Annotated in this window: 20 protein-coding genes; 11 read left to right on the plus strand and 9 right to left on the minus strand. The window is 72.1% G+C overall.

All coding sequences use genetic code 11. From position 1 onward, the window contains the following. Window positions 1-22: 22 nt before the first annotated feature. Both ACH34R_RS04205 and ACH34R_RS04210 read right to left on the minus strand, forming a co-directional pair. The gene (locus ACH34R_RS04205; protein ID WP_397559955.1) at window positions 23-598 is read right to left on the minus strand and encodes a hypothetical protein; all 576 of its coding nucleotides are present in this window, start codon (window positions 596-598) and stop codon (window positions 23-25) included. Between the two features lie 86 nt (window positions 599-684). Beyond that, a complete protein-coding gene (locus ACH34R_RS04210) occupies window positions 685-1,350 on the minus strand; it encodes a hypothetical protein (RefSeq protein WP_397559956.1) in 666 nt (221 codons plus the stop codon). A gap of 464 nt (window positions 1,351-1,814) precedes the next feature. Here ACH34R_RS04210 and ACH34R_RS04215 point away from each other — a divergent pair, with 464 nt between their 5' ends. From ACH34R_RS04215 to ACH34R_RS04245, 7 genes are all read left to right on the plus strand, one after another. Next, a complete protein-coding gene (locus ACH34R_RS04215; RefSeq protein ID WP_397559957.1) occupies window positions 1,815-2,642 on the plus strand; it encodes a helix-turn-helix domain-containing protein in 828 nt (275 codons plus the stop codon). Beyond that, on the plus strand, window positions 2,633-2,917 hold the full coding sequence (locus ACH34R_RS04220; RefSeq protein WP_397559958.1) for a DUF397 domain-containing protein: 285 nt from the start codon (window positions 2,633-2,635) through the stop codon (window positions 2,915-2,917). The genes ACH34R_RS04215 and ACH34R_RS04220 overlap by 10 nt, the downstream gene beginning before the upstream one ends. Window positions 2,918-3,020: 103 nt before the next feature. Then, window positions 3,021-5,054, plus strand: a complete 2,034-nt coding sequence (locus tag ACH34R_RS04225; RefSeq protein ID WP_397559959.1) for a hypothetical protein — start codon at window positions 3,021-3,023, stop codon at window positions 5,052-5,054. 166 nt (window positions 5,055-5,220) lie between these two features. After that, window positions 5,221-8,253, plus strand: a complete 3,033-nt coding sequence (locus ACH34R_RS04230) for an ATP-binding protein (RefSeq protein ID WP_397559960.1) — start codon at window positions 5,221-5,223, stop codon at window positions 8,251-8,253. Between the two features lie 30 nt (window positions 8,254-8,283). After that, the gene (locus ACH34R_RS04235; protein WP_397559961.1) at window positions 8,284-8,421 is read left to right on the plus strand and encodes a hypothetical protein; all 138 of its coding nucleotides are present in this window, start codon (window positions 8,284-8,286) and stop codon (window positions 8,419-8,421) included. A 50-nt stretch (window positions 8,422-8,471) separates the two neighbouring features. After that, window positions 8,472-9,701 (plus strand): MurT ligase domain-containing protein, encoded by a 1,230-nt coding sequence (locus tag ACH34R_RS04240; protein ID WP_397559962.1) that lies wholly within the window; start codon window positions 8,472-8,474, stop codon window positions 9,699-9,701. Then, a complete protein-coding gene (locus tag ACH34R_RS04245) occupies window positions 9,691-10,425 on the plus strand; it encodes a type 1 glutamine amidotransferase (RefSeq protein WP_397559963.1) in 735 nt (244 codons plus the stop codon). Before ACH34R_RS04240 ends, ACH34R_RS04245 begins: the two co-directional genes overlap by 11 nt. A gap of 15 nt (window positions 10,426-10,440) precedes the next feature. On the opposite strand, the gene ACH34R_RS04250 is transcribed toward ACH34R_RS04245, so the two are convergent. Together ACH34R_RS04250 and ACH34R_RS04255 are read right to left on the minus strand one after the other, a co-directional pair. Then, window positions 10,441-10,803, minus strand: coding sequence for a DsrE family protein (locus tag ACH34R_RS04250; RefSeq protein WP_397559964.1), 363 nt, complete (start codon window positions 10,801-10,803; stop codon window positions 10,441-10,443). A gap of 10 nt (window positions 10,804-10,813) precedes the next feature. After that, the gene (locus ACH34R_RS04255; protein WP_397559965.1) at window positions 10,814-11,563 is read right to left on the minus strand and encodes a GIDE domain-containing protein; all 750 of its coding nucleotides are present in this window, start codon (window positions 11,561-11,563) and stop codon (window positions 10,814-10,816) included. Between the two features lie 114 nt (window positions 11,564-11,677). Here ACH34R_RS04255 and ACH34R_RS04260 point away from each other — a divergent pair, with 114 nt between their 5' ends. Further along, entirely contained in the window at window positions 11,678-12,187 is a 510-nt protein-coding gene (locus ACH34R_RS04260) for an FABP family protein (protein WP_397559966.1), read from the plus strand. A gap of 409 nt (window positions 12,188-12,596) precedes the next feature. Here ACH34R_RS04260 and ACH34R_RS04265 read toward each other — a convergent pair whose 3' ends face one another. Then, entirely contained in the window at window positions 12,597-13,358 is a 762-nt protein-coding gene (locus ACH34R_RS04265; RefSeq protein WP_397559967.1) for a class I SAM-dependent methyltransferase, read from the minus strand. A 174-nt stretch (window positions 13,359-13,532) separates the two neighbouring features. Between ACH34R_RS04265 and ACH34R_RS04270 the strand changes: the two genes are divergently transcribed. Together ACH34R_RS04270 and ACH34R_RS04275 are read left to right on the plus strand one after the other, a co-directional pair. After that, window positions 13,533-14,117: a TetR/AcrR family transcriptional regulator C-terminal domain-containing protein gene (locus ACH34R_RS04270; protein WP_397560453.1), complete on the plus strand. Its 585-nt coding sequence runs from the start codon at window positions 13,533-13,535 to the stop codon at window positions 14,115-14,117. 4 nt (window positions 14,118-14,121) lie between these two features. Next, complete coding sequence (locus ACH34R_RS04275) at window positions 14,122-14,868, plus strand: protein phosphatase 2C domain-containing protein (protein WP_397559968.1); 747 nt, start codon at window positions 14,122-14,124, stop codon at window positions 14,866-14,868. A gap of 53 nt (window positions 14,869-14,921) precedes the next feature. Here the strand turns inward: ACH34R_RS04275 and ACH34R_RS04280 are convergent, their stop codons facing one another. The 4 genes from ACH34R_RS04280 to ACH34R_RS04295 all read right to left on the minus strand — a co-directional run bounded on the left by ACH34R_RS04280 (window position 14,922) and on the right by ACH34R_RS04295 (window position 18,031). Beyond that, the gene (locus ACH34R_RS04280) at window positions 14,922-15,167 is read right to left on the minus strand and encodes a hypothetical protein (protein ID WP_397559969.1); all 246 of its coding nucleotides are present in this window, start codon (window positions 15,165-15,167) and stop codon (window positions 14,922-14,924) included. A 256-nt stretch (window positions 15,168-15,423) separates the two neighbouring features. Beyond that, a complete protein-coding gene (locus ACH34R_RS04285; protein WP_397559970.1) occupies window positions 15,424-16,596 on the minus strand; it encodes an ABC transporter substrate-binding protein in 1,173 nt (390 codons plus the stop codon). A gap of 105 nt (window positions 16,597-16,701) precedes the next feature. Next, window positions 16,702-17,064 (minus strand): hypothetical protein, encoded by a 363-nt coding sequence (locus tag ACH34R_RS04290; protein WP_397559971.1) that lies wholly within the window; start codon window positions 17,062-17,064, stop codon window positions 16,702-16,704. A 136-nt stretch (window positions 17,065-17,200) separates the two neighbouring features. Then, window positions 17,201-18,031, minus strand: a complete 831-nt coding sequence (locus tag ACH34R_RS04295; protein WP_397559972.1) for a phosphotransferase enzyme family protein — start codon at window positions 18,029-18,031, stop codon at window positions 17,201-17,203. Between the two features lie 143 nt (window positions 18,032-18,174). Here ACH34R_RS04295 and ACH34R_RS04300 point away from each other — a divergent pair, with 143 nt between their 5' ends. Beyond that, entirely contained in the window at window positions 18,175-18,588 is a 414-nt protein-coding gene (locus ACH34R_RS04300) for a Fur family transcriptional regulator (protein ID WP_111169468.1), read from the plus strand.

Below are 18,588 nucleotides of genomic sequence, written 5' to 3' on the forward strand. Positions count from 1 at the left end.
GTTGCCGGTTGCCGTCCATGAGTCAGTTCCCGCGCGTGAGCTTGTAGGGGTTCTGCGCCTTGGCGACCAGTTCGCCGGCCGCCGCCTCGTCCAGCCCCAGATCGATCACCGCCGCCGGAGGATAGGGCTCGATCAGCACGTTCTCCCGATCCGGGGTCACCACGACGCTGCCGCCCGCGATCGCCTCCCGTGGCACCTCGAAGACGAAGACGCCCTTGGCCCACCACCCGGGCTGGATCCAGGGCTGGGCAAGGGTGTCATCGATCTCCACCTTGTCCGTGGTCAGGAAGCGGCGGCCGTCGGCGGCGGCGAACTCGGCGTCGAGGTGCATGGGTTCGGCCGGGACCGTGGCGGACGCCTGGACGATCAGGAACACCCCGTCGCCCTCCACGAGCCTGCCCTTGCCCCGGTCCGGGACCTCGATGGACGTGGCCGCCGTCACCGACTCGACCTTGGCGGAGTACCGCCCGGTCGCGATCTCCTCCCGGAGCGCACCGGTCGAGGCCAGCGGGGCCGCCTTCTCCTCGGGCGTCAGCGTGAGGAACTGGAGGGTCACCGCGACGGCGGCCAGCGCGACCCCCGCGACCGTACTCGTCACCCTGCCGTTCCCTCGGGTCACGGCCCGCCGCCGCCCGCCCGCGTGCCGCCGCGACCGGGGCCCTTCAGAGGAGGGCGCCTCCGTCATCACGCCTCCCCGCGCTCGACCGGCAGGGTGACCTTCGCGACCACCACCGGGGCGTAGCTCTTCTGGTCCGCCTCCTCCATCAGGGAGGTCCACTCCGCGACCTTGGACGGGAACCGTTCCTGCATCTCGAAGGAGCCCATGTGCAGCACCAGCTTGTCCGGGACCCGCGCCTTCTGGTCCAGCTCGTAGCGGAGTACGACGGTGGCCGGGACCCCCGGATGGAGCTGCCTGGACTCGGTACCGCCCCGGGTCAGCACCATGGCGGTGCCGCCCGACCTGGACTCGATCTCCGGCTCGGTCCTGAGGACGGAACCGCCGAAGAAGGTGAAGAAGGAAGGACGGCGGCCCGGGGCGGGCGGGCTGCCCACCTGCACGGTCTTCTCACCCAGGTTGGTGACCTTGAACACCAGGTCGATCAACCGCTTCTCCTTGGTGAACCGGTTCGGGGGCGGCACCGCGACGAACTTCGACTCCACGAACTGCGTGGCGAACTGGCCCTGGTCGAGCGTGTCGCCCGGGCCGAGCGCGGCCGGCGGCGGGTCGGGCACCTGGTCGAGCCCTCCCAGCACCGCCGTGGCCCCCATGCCCGTGGCCAGGAGGACCGCGATCACCGGCACGAGCACCGGTCGCTTCTTACGGCTGCCGCCGCCGGGAGGTGACGTCATAACAGAGCATGTTAGTGGGGCTAGTGTCCAGATTTGCGGCGAACGCCCGTTGTGCTCCACCGGCGGCCTTGGCGTACGCCTGGACGTCCCCGGACACCGCCCGGTATGGCCTGGCCGTTGACGGGGATTCTGACCGTCCACGCGGTGACCTGGGTCACCGCATCCCGCGTGGCCGGTTCCGGCGCGAGGGGCCGATGGGCGTCGGTCCATGTGGCCAGTGTGGGCGGGTTGCCGGGCTATGGGAGCGACTCATGCTTTTATGGTGTTTAGGGACTGGTCGAGCGGTGTCTCCGCTGTTGAATGGGTACAGCGCTTCCCAGATTGCCTATGGCGTCCGGGTGTGGGCTTTCTCATTTCTCATGCCCGCCGTGCCGCCAAGATGACTGCACACCGATTCCCATGGCCTAGAATTGGTTTGACCCTGCGGTCCACAGCAGATTGCCAATACTGTTGGGAGGCTGTAAGTGGGTGCCGAGTCAACCCCCGACCCGGAGTCTCCACGTGTCCGCTTCGGTGCGGAAATGCGACGCTTGCGGCGGGAAGCGCGGTGGTCGCAGGCCGCGGTCGGCGCACGCCTGGGTTGTACGCAGACCCAGGTGAGCCGTCTCGAACTGGCCTCGCGCACACCGTCGCAGTCCGACGCCGAGCGGTTAGACCAAATGTTCGGCTTAACCAAGAAACAGCACTTTACGCTGCTGTATAAGCGCATCTTCTCCCATACCGGGGGCCCTAGCTGGTTTCTGGGCTGGGTCGACGAGATCGAGCCGGCCGCCAAGGTAATTCGTTCCTGGGATCCGCTGCTGATCCCCGGGCTGCTCCAGACCGAGGAGTATGCCCGATGCGTCTTCGCGCAGAGTCCGCGGATCACCGAAGAGGAGGTGGAGGCCCGGGTCCGGGCGCGATTGCGGCGGCAGCGCATCTTCGACCGGAGCGATCCGCCTTATCTGCTGGTGCTCATAGACGAAGGGGTGCTGCGCCGCCGGGTGGGCGGTCCCGAGGTCATGCGCGACCAGCTCGACCGGCTGCTGGCCGCGGCGAAGCTGCCCAACGTCTGCATCCAGGTCGTCGATCCGGGCTGCCTGGCCGGCATGCCGGGCACGTTCATGATCGCGGAGATGCCGGAGGGCGAGCCGGACGCGTCCTACACCGATTCCGCCGCAGAGGGCAGGATCTCCACCAATCGCGACATCCTTGCCTCTCTCTCCAACCGATACGAGGCGATCAGGCGCTGGGCTTACCCTGAGCACGTGTCCCTGCGCATGATCCGGGAGGTCAGGGAGGAATGGACCTGAGTGTCGCGGAGTGGCGGAAATCCTCCCATTCCGCGGGCAACGGCGGGCAGTGCGTGGAGGTCGCGCGCAACCTCCACGGCGTCGTCGCCGTCCGGGACGGCGAGCACCTGGTCTTCACCCCCGGCGAGTGGCACTCCTTCCTCGCCGGGGTGAAGGGCGCCCCATCGTCCAGGGCCCTCCCCAGGCGGAGCATGGCCAACGGGGCCCGGCCGGTACGGCGCTGGGGCGCGGCGGCACCCGGCGTGCCGGTGAGACGCATGGGACCGCTGGGCTAGAAGATCGCGGGGAAATCCGGCTGATTGGGCAGAACCCGGCCCCAAAGCCGACGGGGCCTTTATACGCTGTCTCGAAGGCGACGATTGGCGGCCGGAGGTCCCCGTGGCGGACGTGCATCCCGAGCACGCACAGCTCCAGGCGGACCGAATCTACCTGGGCTGGCAGTACGTGCTGCTGTACCCCGACCCGGGGCCGCCGCCGAAGCGTCCCTCGCCGGGCGATGTCCCCGGTCCGCTCCCGGCCGTCGATCCCGAGTGGGTCCGCAGGGAGAAGCTTCAGGAAGACCTGCTGAACCGCCCGGTGCGGATCTTCCGCGCCTTCATGGTGATCGTCGCGTTGATGATCTTCGCGCTGGGCGTCACCGAGATGCTGAGCTGGTCGTTCGCGCTGATCGGCCTGGCGGCCACCGGCGGCGTCGCGATCTTCACCAGTTACGCGATCTACCAGGGCAACCGCGCGGTACGGCACCGCGTGGCCGAGAAGCAGGCCGAACAGGACCGCCTGCGGCGCGAGCGTGAGCACGAGCTGTTCCAGGCCCAGGAGGAGCACGCCCGGCGCTACCGGGACTGGGAGGAGAAGAAACGCCGCTTCGAGCAGCAGGTGTCCTGGTACGCGGTGGCGGTCCCCGACGAGATCGACCGCATCGACGTGGCGGGCGGCACGCTGCCGGGGTGGTCCGCGCTGATCACGCTGATCGGCGCGACCCGGCTCTACAGCGGCGGCCACCTGACCGTGCTCGACCTGTCCGAGGGGGCCATCGCCAAGGACCTCATCGAGCTGGCCACCCGCGGCGGTGACGACCCGCTGGTCTGGGTGCTGCCGGTCGACCTCCCCCGGCTGGACCTCGGCGCGACGCTGCCGCCCGAGGCGTTCGCCGACGTGCTCGCGCACGTGGTGAGCGTCAGCGAGGAGCACCACACCACCCGTGACCTGTCCTTCGACAACGCGATCTTGGAGCGGGTCCTTGAGGTGCTGGGCGAGAACGCCACGATCAACCAGGTCACCGCGGCCCTGCGGGCGCTGGCCCAGGTCGGCGACCCCCGCGAGGACCTTCGGCTCGGCCTGATCACCGCGGCCCAACTGGAGAAGATCGGCACGCTGTTCGGGCGCGGGGTCAGCGACCGGGTGGTCATCGAGCGGGCCTGGGCGCTGGAGTCGCAGCTTCGCAAGCTGGAGACGCTGGGCAGCGAGGCCGTACGGCTGCCGCCCGCGCGGCTGCGGGTGATCAGCATGGACCGCCAGGCGGGCGTGCTCGGCAACCGGGTGCTCGGCACCTACGTGGCCACCGCGCTGACCCACATCCTGCGCCAGTCGCCCGCCTCCGACCGGCCGTGGTACCACACCATCATCGTCGCGGGCGCGGACAAGCTGCGCGGCGACGTCCTCGACCGGCTGATGGACGCCTGCGAGACCTCCCGCACCGGCCTGGTGCTGACCTACCGCAGCCTGACCCCCACCGTGAAGGAGCGCCTGGGCCGGGGCCACGCCGCCGTGGCGTTCATGCGGCTCGGCAACGCCGAGGACGCCCGGGTGGCCAGCGAGCACGTCGGTACCGAGCACCGGCTGGAGCTGGCCACCCTCACCGAGACGATCAGCGCCCCCGTGGACGGCCTGGACGGCGGCTACACCTCCACCGTGGTCGCCCTCGACGACGACGGCGAGGCCGGCCGCGACCCCGCCGAGCCCGACCTGCGCGAGGACATCACCGAGTCCACCGAGTGGGGCAGGGCGGCGAGCAAGGCCATCGGCGGCGAGACCGAGCGGGTGCTCCAGCGTTCCCGGGAGTTCCTGGTCGAGCCGCACCAGCTCCAGCAGCTCCCGACCACGTCGGTGATCGTCACCGATGCCACCGCCACCGGCAGGCGGGTGCGCCTGGCCGACGCCAACCCGGCGATCCTGACCTTCCCCCGCACCACCCTGGGCGAGCTGGAAGACGTCAAGGACGCCCTCCAGCGGGTGCCCGAGCAACAGCAGCAGCCGCCCCTGCCGCCGGAGGGCGATGACGACCCGCCGTGGCCGGGCCCCGACGGCGCGGGCAACGGCGAGGTGCGGGTCGAGACGCCCGTACCGCCACACCTGGTGCCGCCCAACCTCGGGCCGCCCCCCGCCCGGCTGGACTGGCGTCGCCGCCGCTGAACCGCGCCGGTCCGCTCCCGCCACCGGTGCCGCAGGTGGCAAGGTGGTCGATGGACTACGGACCTGAATCGATGTCATGGTAAGACGCCTCGCCGCCGCTCACCGGGGGATCGGCGGCGGCGGGACAGGCAAAGTCGCCGAGCGCGGGAGTCACATGCAGCCGAGCGTGCCTTCAAACGTGGGCCATCCGCTCTGCGGGCCGTGGTACCAGGTCCAGGCCATCGCCGCGCCGACGCGCAGCTCGTCGGCGGAGTGGGATTTCGTCACCGTGCTGCCCGCCGTGCTCTCGGCCGCGCAGCGCGGCCGGCCGTTCGTCATCGGATGGCTGTCGCGCGGGTCGGGCAGCCCGCTCGAACTGATCACCAACGCCGGTCCGCTCACCCCGCCGCGACCGCCGCGCCGGGCCTCGGACACGCCCGCCGATCCGACGCCCGCGGGGCCGCAGCCGCTGCTCTTCCCCGGTGGGGCGCGCGGGGTGCCGATCGGGCCGGAATGGCTCGACGACTTCGCCGACCTGGTCTGGACGCCGTGCCCGGGACGGCAGGCCCCGCCGCTGGGCGGACGCCGCGAGCCCGCGCCCGACGAGATCAAGCTGCCCACGCTGTTCGAGTCCACGCTGGTCACGCTGATGTCCCGGCCGTTCGGCTGGCTGGTGGTGGCCGAGCCGACCGACCTGCTCGACTCCGAGGTGGCCCACCTGCGCACCCAGCTCAACGTGCTGCGGCAGTACGGCGACGCCTCCGAGCGCAGCCGCTACGACGCCGAGCGGGCCGAGCGGCGGATGCAGGAGCTGGACGCCTTCCGCGAGGCCGGATTGTGGAACGTTCGCGTGCTCGCTGGGGCGGCGAGCCCCGAGGAGCTGCGCCAGATCGCGCCCGTGCTGGTCGGCTCGGTGGAGATGAGCCAGCACCCGTACCGGCTGCGCAGCGCGCCCTCCGGCGGCGGGGAGTCGGTGTACGGGCTGGCCGAGGCGCTGACCATCGGGGTGGAGGACCCGGCCGACGAGGCGGCGGCGCCGTTCGCCGCGACGGCGGGCGCGCTCGCGGCGCTGGCCGGGCTGCCCCGGCGCGAGGTGCCCGGCGTGCGGGTGCTGGACGCCGGATACTTCGACGTGACCAGCGAGGCCGACGCCCGCGCCCCGGCCGGCGACCTGATCGACCTGGGCGCGATCGTGGACGGCCAGGACCGCGCGGTCGGCGCGTTCCGGGTGCCGCTGGCCACGCTCAACCGGCACGCGTTCGTCACCGGGGCGACCGGCTCGGGCAAGTCGCAGACCGTACGGCACCTGCTCGAACAGCTCACCTCGGCGGGCATCCCGTGGCTGGCGATCGAGCCGGCCAAGTCGGAGTACGCGGCGATGGCCGGGCGGGTCGAGCACCTGGGGCAGGTGACCGTGATCAACCCGTCCGCCCCCGACACGGTGCCGCTGAGCGTCAACCCGCTCGCGCCCGAGCCCGGCTATCCGGTGCAGGCGCACATCGACATGGTCAGGGCGCTGTTCATGGCGGCGTTCGACGCCGAGGAGCCGTTCCCGCAGATCATGTCGCTGGCGTTGCAGCGGGTCTATGAGGCCAACGGGTGGGACGTGGTGACCGGCGGCGGCATCCCCGGGGCGGCGGTACGGCCGGCCGTACCGACCCTCGAACAGCTCCAGGCGCACGCCATGGACGTGATCCACGAGATCGGCTACGGCCGCGAGGTGCAGGCCGACGTGGAGGGGTTCATCCGGCTGCGGCTGCGCAGCCTGCGGGTCGGGTCGGCGGGCCGGTTCTTCGAGGGCGGGCACCCCGCCGACATCGGCGGGCTGCTGCGCCGCAACGTGGTGCTGGCCATCGAGGACGTCGCCAACGACGAGGACAAGGCGTTCCTGATGGGCACGCTGATCATCCGCATCGTGGAGCACCTGCGGATGCGGGCCCGCCAGGAGCGCTCGACCGGGCTGCGGCACGTGATCGTGATCGAGGAGGCCCACCGGCTGCTGCGGCACCGCGGCGAGGGCCGGGCCAGCACGCACGCGGTGGAACTGCTGGCCGGGATGCTGGCCGAGATCCGCGCGTACGGCGAGGGCATCGTGGTGGCCGAGCAGATCCCCACCAAGCTGGTCGCCGACGTGGTGAAGAACACCGCGCTGAAGGTGGTCCACCGGCTGCCCGCCGAGGACGACCGGCTGCTGGTCGGCGCGGCGATGAACCTCAGCGAGGAGCAGTCCAGGCAGGTCGTGTCGCTGTCGCCGGGCGTGGCGGCGGTGTTCGCCGACGGGATGGACCGGCCGCTGCGGGTGCAGGTGCCGCTGGGGGAGGGGCGGGAGCGGGCCATGCCCGGACCGACGCCGCCGATCGACGGGCGGCGCTCGGTCGCCTGCGGGGCGGCCTGCCGCAGCGGGAAGGCGTGCACGCTGTTCGAGCTGCGCGAGGCCGACCTGCTGGCCGACGCGCCGGAGTGGGCCTGGCTGCGGATCTGGACCGACACGCTGGTGCTGGCGTTCTGCACCAACCGGCCGCTGCCCGGAGTGCCGCGGGTGCTCGCCGACATCTGGTCCGAGCTGCCCGAACGCCGCCGCGAGTGCCTGCTGGCCACGCTGGTGGAGCGCGGCGTGGCCCGGCGGGCCTGGTCGCTGCGCACACTGTACGACCCCGACCTGCTGACCCAGAAGGCCGCGGAGGTCGCGCTCGAACTGCTCGCTCCGCGGCCCGCCGCCGGGAGCGGTCCGCGGCGGCTCACCGAGCGCCAGGGGCCGGAGTGGGTGATCCCGCAGGTCCGCTGGCTGCACGAGGTGGACCGGCTGTTCCCCCACGGGCATCCCGCGCCCGATCTGCGCAGCCCCGCGCCGCCGATGGAGTACGCGCTGTTCGGCGCGGGCCCGCACGGCAGGCCGTACATCCACGCTCCCGAGACGCCCGCGGGCGGCGAACTGCTCGGCCACCGGGCCAAGGCGCTGCGGCACCACCCGATGTCCATGGAGGTGGACCGCAACCGGGCGCTGGCCTGGCGGGCGATCCTGGGCGACGACGAGCACGCGGTGGTGGGACGCGACATCATGACGGTCGCCATCGGCGTGGACCCCGCGCAGCGGGTCGGCCACGTGGCCCAGACGATGGCGGCGAGCTGGCTGGAGACGGTGCTGTCGTGGCCGCGCCGGTTCGTCATGCCGTTCGACGGCGACTCCGACGCGGAGGCGGAGATTTCGTTTACCGGCTAGTAGCGTAGAGTGGTTGATATGCCACGAAAAGTGACATTCTTTCTCGGGGTCGTGCTGGTCGCCGGAGCGCTGTTCGTGATGGGCGCCATCACACTGACGGTCGTGCTGGCCGCGTGCATGCCGAGGTCCGTTCCGCCGTACACGCCGATCGTGCGGGTGTCGCCATGATCTACACGGCGAGGGGCGACGAGCCCGATCCAGGGCTAGGATCGGACGTCATGAGTCAGCTTCCGTTCAGGGCGCAGGTCGCCAGCGCGCTCGGCCGGACGGCCGCCACGCTGTCCCGCATGACCGGGCGTGGCGACGGTTCGGTGATCGGCGGCCGGGTCGGCCTGGTGCTGGAGCCCGACCTCCTGCGCAAACTCGCGCAGGACCGCAAGCTGGTGCTGGTCAGCGCCACCAACGGCAAGACCACCACGACCCGGCTGATCACCTCGGCGCTGCTGGAGCTCGGCGAGGTCGCCACCAACGCCTTCGGCGCCAACATGCCGGCCGGGCACGTGTCGGCGCTGTCGCAGGCCAAGCGCGCGCCGTACGGCGTGCTGGAGGTCGACGAGAAGTACCTCCCGGACGTGCTCGACACGACGGGCGCGAGCGTGCTGTGCCTGATGAACCTCAGCCGCGACCAGATGGACCGCGCGGCCGAGATCTGGCTGCTGGCCCAGAAGTGGCGGCGGGCGGTCGCGGGCAAGCCCGTCCACGTCGTGGCCAACTGCGACGACCCGCTGGTCACCTGGGCCGCGTCCACCGCGGGCCAGGTCATCTGGGTGGCCGCCGGGCAGCGCTGGAAGGAGGACTCCTGGTGCTGCCCCGAGTGCGGCGGCCCGCTCGACCGCAAGGACTCCGACTGGGCCTGCCGGGAGTGCACCTTCAGGCGTCCGCAGCCGCACTGGGTGCTCGACCACGACGTGGCGATCGACCCGCGCGGGCAGCGCTGGCCGCTCGACATCCAGCTCCCCGGCCAGGCCAACCGCGCCAACGCGGTGATGGCGCTGGCGGTGGTGGAGATCTTCGGCGTACCGGTGCAGCGGGCGCTGCCCAAGCTGGCCGAGGTCCGCTCGGTGGCCGGCCGCTACACCACCGTGGAACGCGACGGCAGGCACGCCCGGCTGCTGCTGGCCAAGAACCCGGCGGGCTGGCTGGAGGCGTTCGACGTCACCGACCCCGCGCTGCCGATCATCCTGGCGGTCAACGCGCAGGGCCCCGACGGGCGCGACACCTCCTGGCTGTGGGACGTCGACTACCGCATTCTGCGCGGCCGTCCGGTGTTCGTGACCGGCGAACGGAAGCTCGACCTCGCCCTGCGGCTGGACACGGCCGGCGTGCCGTTCCAGCTCGCCGGTGACTTCACCGAGGCACTGGCCGCGCAGCCGCCCGGCCGGGTCGATGTGATCGCCAACTACACCGCGTTCCAACACATCCGGACGGAGTTCGGCCGTGCAGAATGACCCCAGGCGCACCGAGAGCGCCCTTCGCATCGTCTGGATCTACCCGGACCTGCTGAGCACCTACGGCGACCAGGGCAACGTGCTGGTGCTCGAACAGCGCGCGCTGCGCCGCGGCATCCCCGTGGAGACCGTCCACGTGCGTTCGGCCGATCCCGTCCCGGAGACCGGTGACATCTACCTGATCGGCGGCGGCGAGGACCGCCCGCAGATCCTCGGGGCCGAGCGGCTGCGCCGCGACGGCGGCCTGCACCGGGCGGTGGCCAGGGGCGCGACGGTGCTGGCCGTGTGCGCGGGCTACCAGATCCTCGGCACCACGTTCGGCGGCGAGGAGGGGCAGCCGGTGCCCGGCATCGAGCTGCTGGACATCGCCAGCGGGCGCGGTAAGGCCCGTGCGGTCGGCGAGCTGGCCGCCGAGGTCGCGCCGGAGCTGGGCGGCCTGCCGATGCTGACCGGTTTTGAAAACCACATGGGAGTGACCTGGCTCGGGTCGGCGGTGCGGCCCCTGTCGCGCACGATCGTCGGCACCGGCAACGGCGACGGCACCGAGGGCTGCTACTCCGGCCGGGTCGTCGGCACCTACCTGCACGGCCCGGCGCTGGCCCGCAACCCGGCCCTGGCCGACCTGCTGCTGAGCTGGGCCACCGGGCCGCTGGCCCCGCTCGACGACACCTGGTACGACCGGCTCCGCCAGGAGCGCCTGGCGGCCGTGCTGCCTGCTCAGTAGCCCGTCAGTAGCCCGTCAGTAGACGAGGGCCTGCGCGCCCTCGGTGACGACCTCCTCGACGAACGCCGGGGCCCCCGCGATGCGGACGCCCTTGATCAGGTCGTCCACCGTGATGTCGCGGCGGGCCGCGCACTGCGTGCAGAGGGTCACCTGCCCGGCCGCGAGGACGGCGTCCAGGAGGTCTTGCAAGGGGGCGGCGTGGGCCAGACTGAACTCCGCGGCCCGGCCGGGCAGCGCGAACCACGACGCCTCGCCGGTCAGCCACAGCGAGACCGAGACCCCGCTCGCCAACGCCGACGCCGCCACCGTGAACGCCTGGTTGCATCGCTCGGGGGCGTCGGCTCCCGCGGTCACCTTGATCACCAGTGAACGTGCCATGCCGGAAAGCCTATTCCGACGGCGCCATGATCCACCAGACGGCCGTCCCGATCAGCAACAGCGCCCCGCCCACCGAGGTCAACGCCGCGGTCAGCCTGGAGCGGGTGCGCAACTCGGCCTCGCTGCTGGTGGAGATGATGAACGGCGGGGTCGCAGGCGCGCAGATCGACGGCACGCCGTCCACCTGCCTGGCCGCGCCCAGGGCGTAGACCGGGTCGCCCTCGCGCAGCACCCACTCCTGGAAGCGGTTGCCCTGGGTCGAGCCCTCGCCACGGCCCAGTCGTACGCCCAGCGCGCTCGCCCGATCCCCGACCGGCCCGTGCGCGCCCTCGTAGACGTTGATCGTTCTGGCCGCGCCGTCGGGGCGCTTGTCGCCCGGATGCAGCGGCACTCGGCCGCTCACGTCGCTGACCGCGAAGGGCGTGCCCGACTGGGTGTCGAAGATCTCCTCTTCCTTGGTGACCCGTTTCCTGCCGCCGTCCTTCTGCCGCTGCCACTCGGTGTACCGGCGGGTGACCCTGATCCGGTGCCACACGCACGGGGTGTCGGTGAACGGCGAGCGCAGCGGCCCCGCCGGGCCGGGCGCCGCCGTGCCGTGCACCTCGACGACGACCTCGCGGCCCGGATCGATCACCGAGCCGACGTCTCCGGCCCCGATGGTCGGGGTCTTGGCCATCACCTGCTGCCGGTACCGCTCGTACAGGGCCCAGCCGATCAGGGCGAGCCCGGCGACGATGAACGCGATGCGGTAGATCAGCATCAGGGGTTTCCGGGGAGATTGGCGCGATGTGGTGACATGGCTGACCAATTTAGAGGCTTCGGCCCGGTCGTGATGGCACACCCCCGCTCCCGCGTGGCTCTAGGCTCCTGTCCTATGGGCCTACCTGACATGCATGCCGACCTCGAACCGCTCGCCTTCCTGCTCGGCCGGTGGGAGGGCGCGGGGGTCGGCGGATACCCGACGATGGAGAGCATCCGGTTCGGCCAGGAGATCGTCTTCGGGCACAACGGCAAGCCGTTCCTGAGCTATGTGAGCCGCACCTGGCTGCTGGACGAGGACGGCGGGCGAGTGCGCCCGCTGGCCACCGAGACCGGCTACTGGCGGGCGCAGCCGGAGCGCCAGGTCGAGGTGATGCTCGCGCACCCGACCGGGATCGTGGAGATCTACCTCGGCGAGGTGGTGTTCAACAAGGTCGAGCTGGCCACGGACGTGGTGGCGCGTACCGGCACCGCCAAGGAGTACGCGGCGGGCCGCCGGCTGTACGGGCTGGTGAACGGCAACCTGATGTGGGCCTATGAGATGGCGGCGATGGGGCACGGGATCCAGCCGCACATGTCGGCCGAGTTGAAGAAGGTGGCGGAGTTCACCGGCGAGGAGTCCTGAGCAGAGCGCCCGGTGCGCGGGCATGAAGAACCCCGGGCGCGCTCCACCCGCTTGATGCGGATGGGCCGGATGGACCAACAGGCGCGATGCGCCTTCCGGCTGCCCGGGGTTCCGGTGGTTGCCTTGTACTCGCCGGACGTCGCCAGACGCCCGGACCTAGGTCCGGAGTCAGCGAGTCCTAACGGACTCCCACCTCGCTAGCCCAATAATGATCAACCATTGTCTGGACCACCTCCTTTCCGCGTGCTTGCACGATATGTCCCGGCCGCAAACCACGGCAAACCTTTTTTGACCGGGCACCCATCCGCCCCGAACGACACCGCCCCGAACGACACCGCCCTGGACGTGCCGGCACGGAAACCAACGATCATCGGATCGCCTGGAGGCCGGACACCCGTCTCACGGCCCTTCAGGCCGGCTTTACGGCCTCGAACAGGACCCTGGCGGAGTGGGCGACGAACGGGCCCTCCCGCTCGATCCGGTCGTGCAGGTCGCGCAGCCGGGCGCGGTGGCGCTCGACGGTGAAGCCGGGGACGATCCAGATCACCTTGCGCAGGAAGTAGACGACCGTGCCGATGTCGGTGAACTCCATCCGCAGCCGCTCCGGGCGCGTTTCGACGACCTCCAGGCCGGCCGCGCGGGCGTCGGCGGACTCGAGGTCGGGGTGGCGGCTGCGCCTGATCTCCTCCGGCTGCGGCCCGAGGAAGAACTCCGTCAGCTCGAACACGCTGGCCGGGCCGACGTGCTGGGCGAAGTAGGTGCCGCCGGGGCGGAGCACCCGGGCGATCTCCGTCCACCACACGGTGGCCGGATGGCGGCTGGTCACCAGGTCGAACGCGGCGTCGCCGAACGGCAGCGGCGGCTCGTCGGGAGTCGCGACGAGCACCACGCCGCGGGGATGGAGCAGCTCGGTGGCCTTGGCTATGTTGGGCGGCCATGACTCGGTGGCGGCCATGGTCGGCGGCAGTATTTCGGCCCCGGCCAGCACCTCGCCGCCGCCGGTCTGGATGTCGAGCGCGGCGGTGGCCCGGGCGAGCCGCCGGCTCATCTGGCGCTGGTAGCCCCAGGAGGGGCGCTCCTCGGTGGCCCGGCCGTCCAGCCAGGAGAAGTCCCACCCCGCGACGGGGGCCGCCTCGGCCTCGGCCAGCAATTCTTCAAAGCCGCGTCCCATCCTTTAATCGTCTCAGGTGAGGACCGGGCCGGAAAACCCGTTTTCCGCCCATGGCCGGGGACGGTCACGGCCGCCGCCGCCACACCTGGACGACCGCGACGGCTCCGGCGACCGCGGCCGACGCGGCGGGCACGCTGCGCGGGGCTCACCCGCCAGGCCGTACTCGACGCCGCCCTGGCACTGGCCGACCGCGAGGGCCTGAAGGCGCTGTCCATGCGCCGGCTCGGCGCGGAACTGGGCGTGGAGGCGATGACCCTCTACCATCACCTGCCCGGCAAGGACGCCCTGCTCGACGGGCTGGTCGAGCGGTTGCTGACCCGGGCCGCTCCCGCCGAGTTCGGCGGCCCCTCATGGCGGGACGACCTGCGCGGATACGCGGGCGCGCTCACCGCCGCGCTGCTCGCGCACCCCAACCTGTTCCCGCTGGTGGTGACCCGCCCCGCGATCACCCCCGGTAACCTGCGTGCCATGGAGGACGCGCTCACCTCGCTCGGCCGGGCGGGCTTCCCGCCCGGCACCGCACTGGACATCCTCTACTCGGTGATCGGGTTCGTCGTCGGCCATGTGGCGGCCCAGGTGGCCTCGGGCCGGGGTGAGGAACCCGACCCGGCGCTGCTCTCGGCGGGGCTGACACCGGGGGAGTTCCCGCTGCTCAGCGCGGCCGTCGCGGCCGGGCGTGAGCCGGCGGCGCGGTTCGGGTTCGCGCTCGACGCCATGCTGTCCGGGTTCGAGACGGCACGCCGGCCGGGCGGGGCGTAGCGCGATGCGGGTCACCTTCGCGACCGCGCCGGGCGCCGACCGCAACGAAGACCTCGTGGTCGCCGCGCCCACCTGGGCGTTCGTACTCGACGGGGCCACCGTCCTGCCGGGCGTTCGCACCGGCTGCGTCCACGACGTGCGCTGGCTGGTCGCCCGGCTCGGCGCGGCCCTGGCCGGCGGGCTCTGCGCCCGCCCCGACGAGCCGCTGCCCGGCCTGGTGGCCCGGGCGATCGAGGAGACCATGGCCGCGCACGCCGGCACCTGCGACCTCGGCGATCCCGACTCGCCGTCGTCCACGGTGACGGTGCTGCGCGAGCGCGGCGACGCGCTGGACTACCTGGTGCTGTGCGACTCGCCGCTCGTGCTGTGCCGGACCGGCGGCGAGCCGACCGTGGTCCACGACGATCGGGTCGAACGGCTGCCCGGCGGCCGGCCGTACGGCGACGCGCTGGTGCGGGCGCACCGCAACCGGCCCGGCGGGTTCTGGGTGGCCTCGACCGCGCCCGAAGCGGCCCACGAGGCGGTCACCGGCACGGTGGACCGGGCGTCGGTGACCGCCGCCCTGCTGGTCAGCGACGGGATATCCCGGCTGGTGGACTGGTACGGCAGGCCGTGGCGGCACCTGGTCGCGACCGCCGGGACGGAGGGGCCGCAGGAGCTGATCGCGCAGGTCAGGGCCGCCGAGCGCGAGCACGGTCCCCAGTACGGCAAGGCGCACGACGACGCGACGGCCGCCTGGGTCACCTGGTGAACGGGACGGCCGGGCGGTGCGCCGCCCGGCCCAGGCCGTGTCCTGGCCGTGTCCTAGCGGTGCCTCCTGCACTCGACCCGCACCCACTTGCCGTGCCGCTTACAGAACTTGCACCACCGCTTCTTCCACCAGCGCCACCGGCACTGCTGGGTTTCCGTGGCGCAGCTCATGGTCGTCGAGACCATGGCGGACTGCGCGGGCGCCGCGGTGGTCTGTGCCGTCGCCGTCGCCGTCGCCGCCGCCGGCGCGACGAGCGTCGCGGCGGTGAGGGCCAGTGTGGCGAGAGTGTTCCTGAGCATGGGGATCACCCCGTGTTTCTGCGGAAAGGGCCCTGGTCGGTCGAACCTGGGCCGGACGAGCGCCGAAACGGGCCTACGGAACCGAAAGCGCCGGAACGGCGCGTGATCTACGACTTCAACGCTAACGGCGGGTCACAGGTGGATACACCCAGTGACGGCAAAGGTGTGATTACTCCCCGTTCGACCCGTTAGCGGTGGGTGAGCGGGGCAAGCCGTACGGCGGCGGTGTTCGGGGCGCGCCGCCGTACGGTAAAGGTCACCAGGCGGGGACCAGATCGGCGCTGATCGGCACCTCGGGCACGGCGGTGTTGGTGACCACGGCCAGCTCGTGGCCGTCGCGGGTCGGCCGCCACTGACCGCCGATCAGCGGCACCAGCGCGATGTTGGGCGTGGGGCCGCCGGTCCAGTCGAGCGGGCCCGCGATGGTCGTCAGGCGGGTGCGGGCGAGCGCCTGGGCGATGGCCGCCCGGTCGGCGGGGTCGGCGGCGCCCGCCAGGGCGTGCCAGGCGACCTCGACGAGGGCGTGGGCGAGGCCGAGCGGCTGGAGCCAGGGGTGGCCGGTGCCGTGCTGGTAGGCCCAGGCCAGGTCGGCGGCGGTCGTGCCGTCCAGCGAGGATCGGTAGGGGTGGGCGGGCGTCCAGTAGACCAGGGTGCCCACGCGGGCTCTGGCCAGTTCCTCACCCGCCTGCCGACGGTGCGGGTAGGCGAGCCAGCGCGAGCTGGTGATCAGCCGGGGGCGCAGCCCCGCCTGGAGTGCCTGGCGGTGGAAGGTCGCGAGGTCGGCGCCGGTCGCGGCGCTGGTGACGATGTCGGCGTCGTACCGGCGCAGGCGCTCGACCTGCGGGTCGAACCGCGCCGCGGGCTCGGAATAGCCGCCGAGGTCGACCAGGGTGTGGCCGCGCGCCCCCGCCGTGGCGGTGAACCCGTGGCGGGTGTGCCGCATCAGCCGGCCGTGCAGGCCGTCGTTCCACAGGCAGCCGACCGGCCCTCCGGGGGCCAGCAGGTCCCACATCTCGGCGAACACGGCGGCGATGTCGTCCAGTCCCCAGGCGAAGTGGTAGGTCCACCGGAAGCGGTCCTGGCGGTCGATGTCGCGCCGGTGGACGTACGCCTGCCAGGGGAACGTGGTGGACACGCACGGCACCCGGAGGGATTCGCAGGTGTCGGCCACCGCGGGCAGCACCTGGGTGCCCGCCATGGTGAGCACGATGTGCGCGCCCTCGTCGGCGGCCAGCTCGCGCACCGCCCGCCGGGCCCGGACCGGGTCGGACCGGCTGTCGCGCACCGCGACCCGCACCGGCCGGCCGCCCACCGCGGGCAGCCGGGGCGCCAGCCGCCCGAGGACGAACGCCAGCGGATCGCCGAGCCGGGCCAGCCGCCCGGTCCGCGGGACCACCGCGCCGATGCACAACGACGCCGTCGTTTCCATCAACACCTCGCTGAACTGCCGGGGGCGGGCGGACCGGGGGCCGGATCGCGGGCCGCCGGCGGTGCGGCCCCGATCGCGTGCCCCCTGTGGGGTGTGCCGTGGGCCCTACTTGGTGATGCAGGTCGTCCGGCTGACCACGGCGATGGTCTCGTTGCCGCAGTTGTTGCTGTGTCCGGAGGCGTTGCGGGCGAACAGCAGGTTGGACAGCGTGCCGCCGCTCGGGCCGGTCACGTCGCCCCCGTGGTGGTGCTGGTCCTTGGTCACGCAGGTGCGGTCCTTGACCAGGGCGATCTTGCCCGTGCCGCACAGGTTGGCGTGGCCGGAGGAGTTACGGCCGGAGACGTTGGACAGCAGGCCGCCCGGGCCGCCGTCGTGGTCGCCGGTGCCGGCGAGGGCCGCGCCCGCCGAGGCGGTCACGATCGCGGCCACGGCCGCGGCGACCGCCGCGAACTTCTGGAATCTCTGCATCGGTCCGTCCCTGTTCTGGTGTGGGAGGTGATCCCCTTCGCCGTTCGTCGCACGAAGGGCAGATGGCAGAGAGTAACAGGATGACCACGAATTGTCACAATGATCACCAAGCTCCGGCGCGGGGCCCCGGGGTGGATCAGGGCCGCAGCCGGTGGAACAGCTCCACGCGGGCGCGGTGGTATTCGAGGTCTTCCTCGTCGTGGACGACGCCTTCGGCGGCCACCTTGGTGAAGTAGGCGTACTCCCGGCGCAGCCGGTGCCGCAGAAGCTGCGCGAAGCTCTCCTCGTCCAGTTCCTCCGCGGTGCCCCCGGCCTCCAGATAGCAGGAGATGAACTCCTTGCCGCCCGCCGGAAAGTCGTCTTCGCCCCATTCGAGCGCGGCGGAGGCCAGTTCCAGCTCCGGCGCGCCGACGAACGTCTCGTCCCAGTCCAGTACGGCGGTGATGACGCCGTCGTGGATGAGGGTGTTGCCGGCGTAGTAGTCGCCGTGCAGCGGGTGGCGCCGGGTGTGCGTGCGGTGGAACTCGGCCAGCCACCGGTCCAGCGCCGGATCGGGCAGGCCGTCGGCGGGGCCGGGCACGTCGGACGGGCCGTACAGGCCGTGCTCGGCGAAGGAGGGGACGGGACGCGGGCCGGGGCGGGCGTCGGCGAGCGCCCGGTGCAGCCGGGCCAGCAGCCGCGCGGCCTGCTCGCGCTGGGCGGGCACCTCCGCGTCGGGCCAGGCCCCCTCGATGTACGGCCACAACGACACCGGACGGCCCTCCACCCGGATCACGGTCGCCCCGTCCGGGGTGGGAACCGGGGTCACCGCCTCGGGGAGCGTGGCGGCGGCGTGCCGGGCGACGGCGTGACACCACTCGATCTCGGCCGAGCCCCGCCAGGTGGGGCCGATCCGGACGACGTGGTCGCCGATCCGGTAGGCCGCGGACTCCTCCCCGCCGAACAGCCGCTCCTCTTGCCCGTCCACTCCCCAGGTGGTGACAAGGGCCTGCCGTATGGCATCGGTAACTGGTGTTTCGGTATAGATCACCCCATTAGGCTATGCGGACGCGCGTTCGGAAGCGCTGCGGCTCTGGCCCCATCGCCCCGGGAAAGACCTAGACTTCAGTCATGACCGAGACGTCGTGGCATGAGGAGCTTCGCTCCCGCGGCTATCGGGTGACGCCGCAGCGTCAGCTCGTCCTGGAGGCGGTCAAGGAGCTGGAGCACGCCACCCCCGAAGACATCTGCGTCCGGGTCCGCGAGACCGCCCGCGGGGTCAACATCTCGACCGTCTACCGCACCCTGGAGCTGCTCGAAGAGCTGGGCATGGTCACCCACACCCACCTCGGGCACGGCGCTCCGACCTACCACCTGGCGGCCGAGGCCGACCACGTCCACCTGGTGTGCCGGGGCTGCGGCGAGGTGACCGAGATCCGTCCCGAGTTGGTGCAGAGCCTGGTCACCACGCTCGACACCGAGCTGGGCTTCGACACCGACGTCCACCACCTGACCGTCTTCGGCCGCTGCCGGGCGTGCAAGTAA

The sequence above is a fragment of the Spongiactinospora sp. 9N601 genome (assembly GCF_044326295.1).
GTDB classification, from domain to species: domain Bacteria; phylum Actinomycetota; class Actinomycetes; order Streptosporangiales; family Streptosporangiaceae; genus Spongiactinospora; species Spongiactinospora gelatinilytica.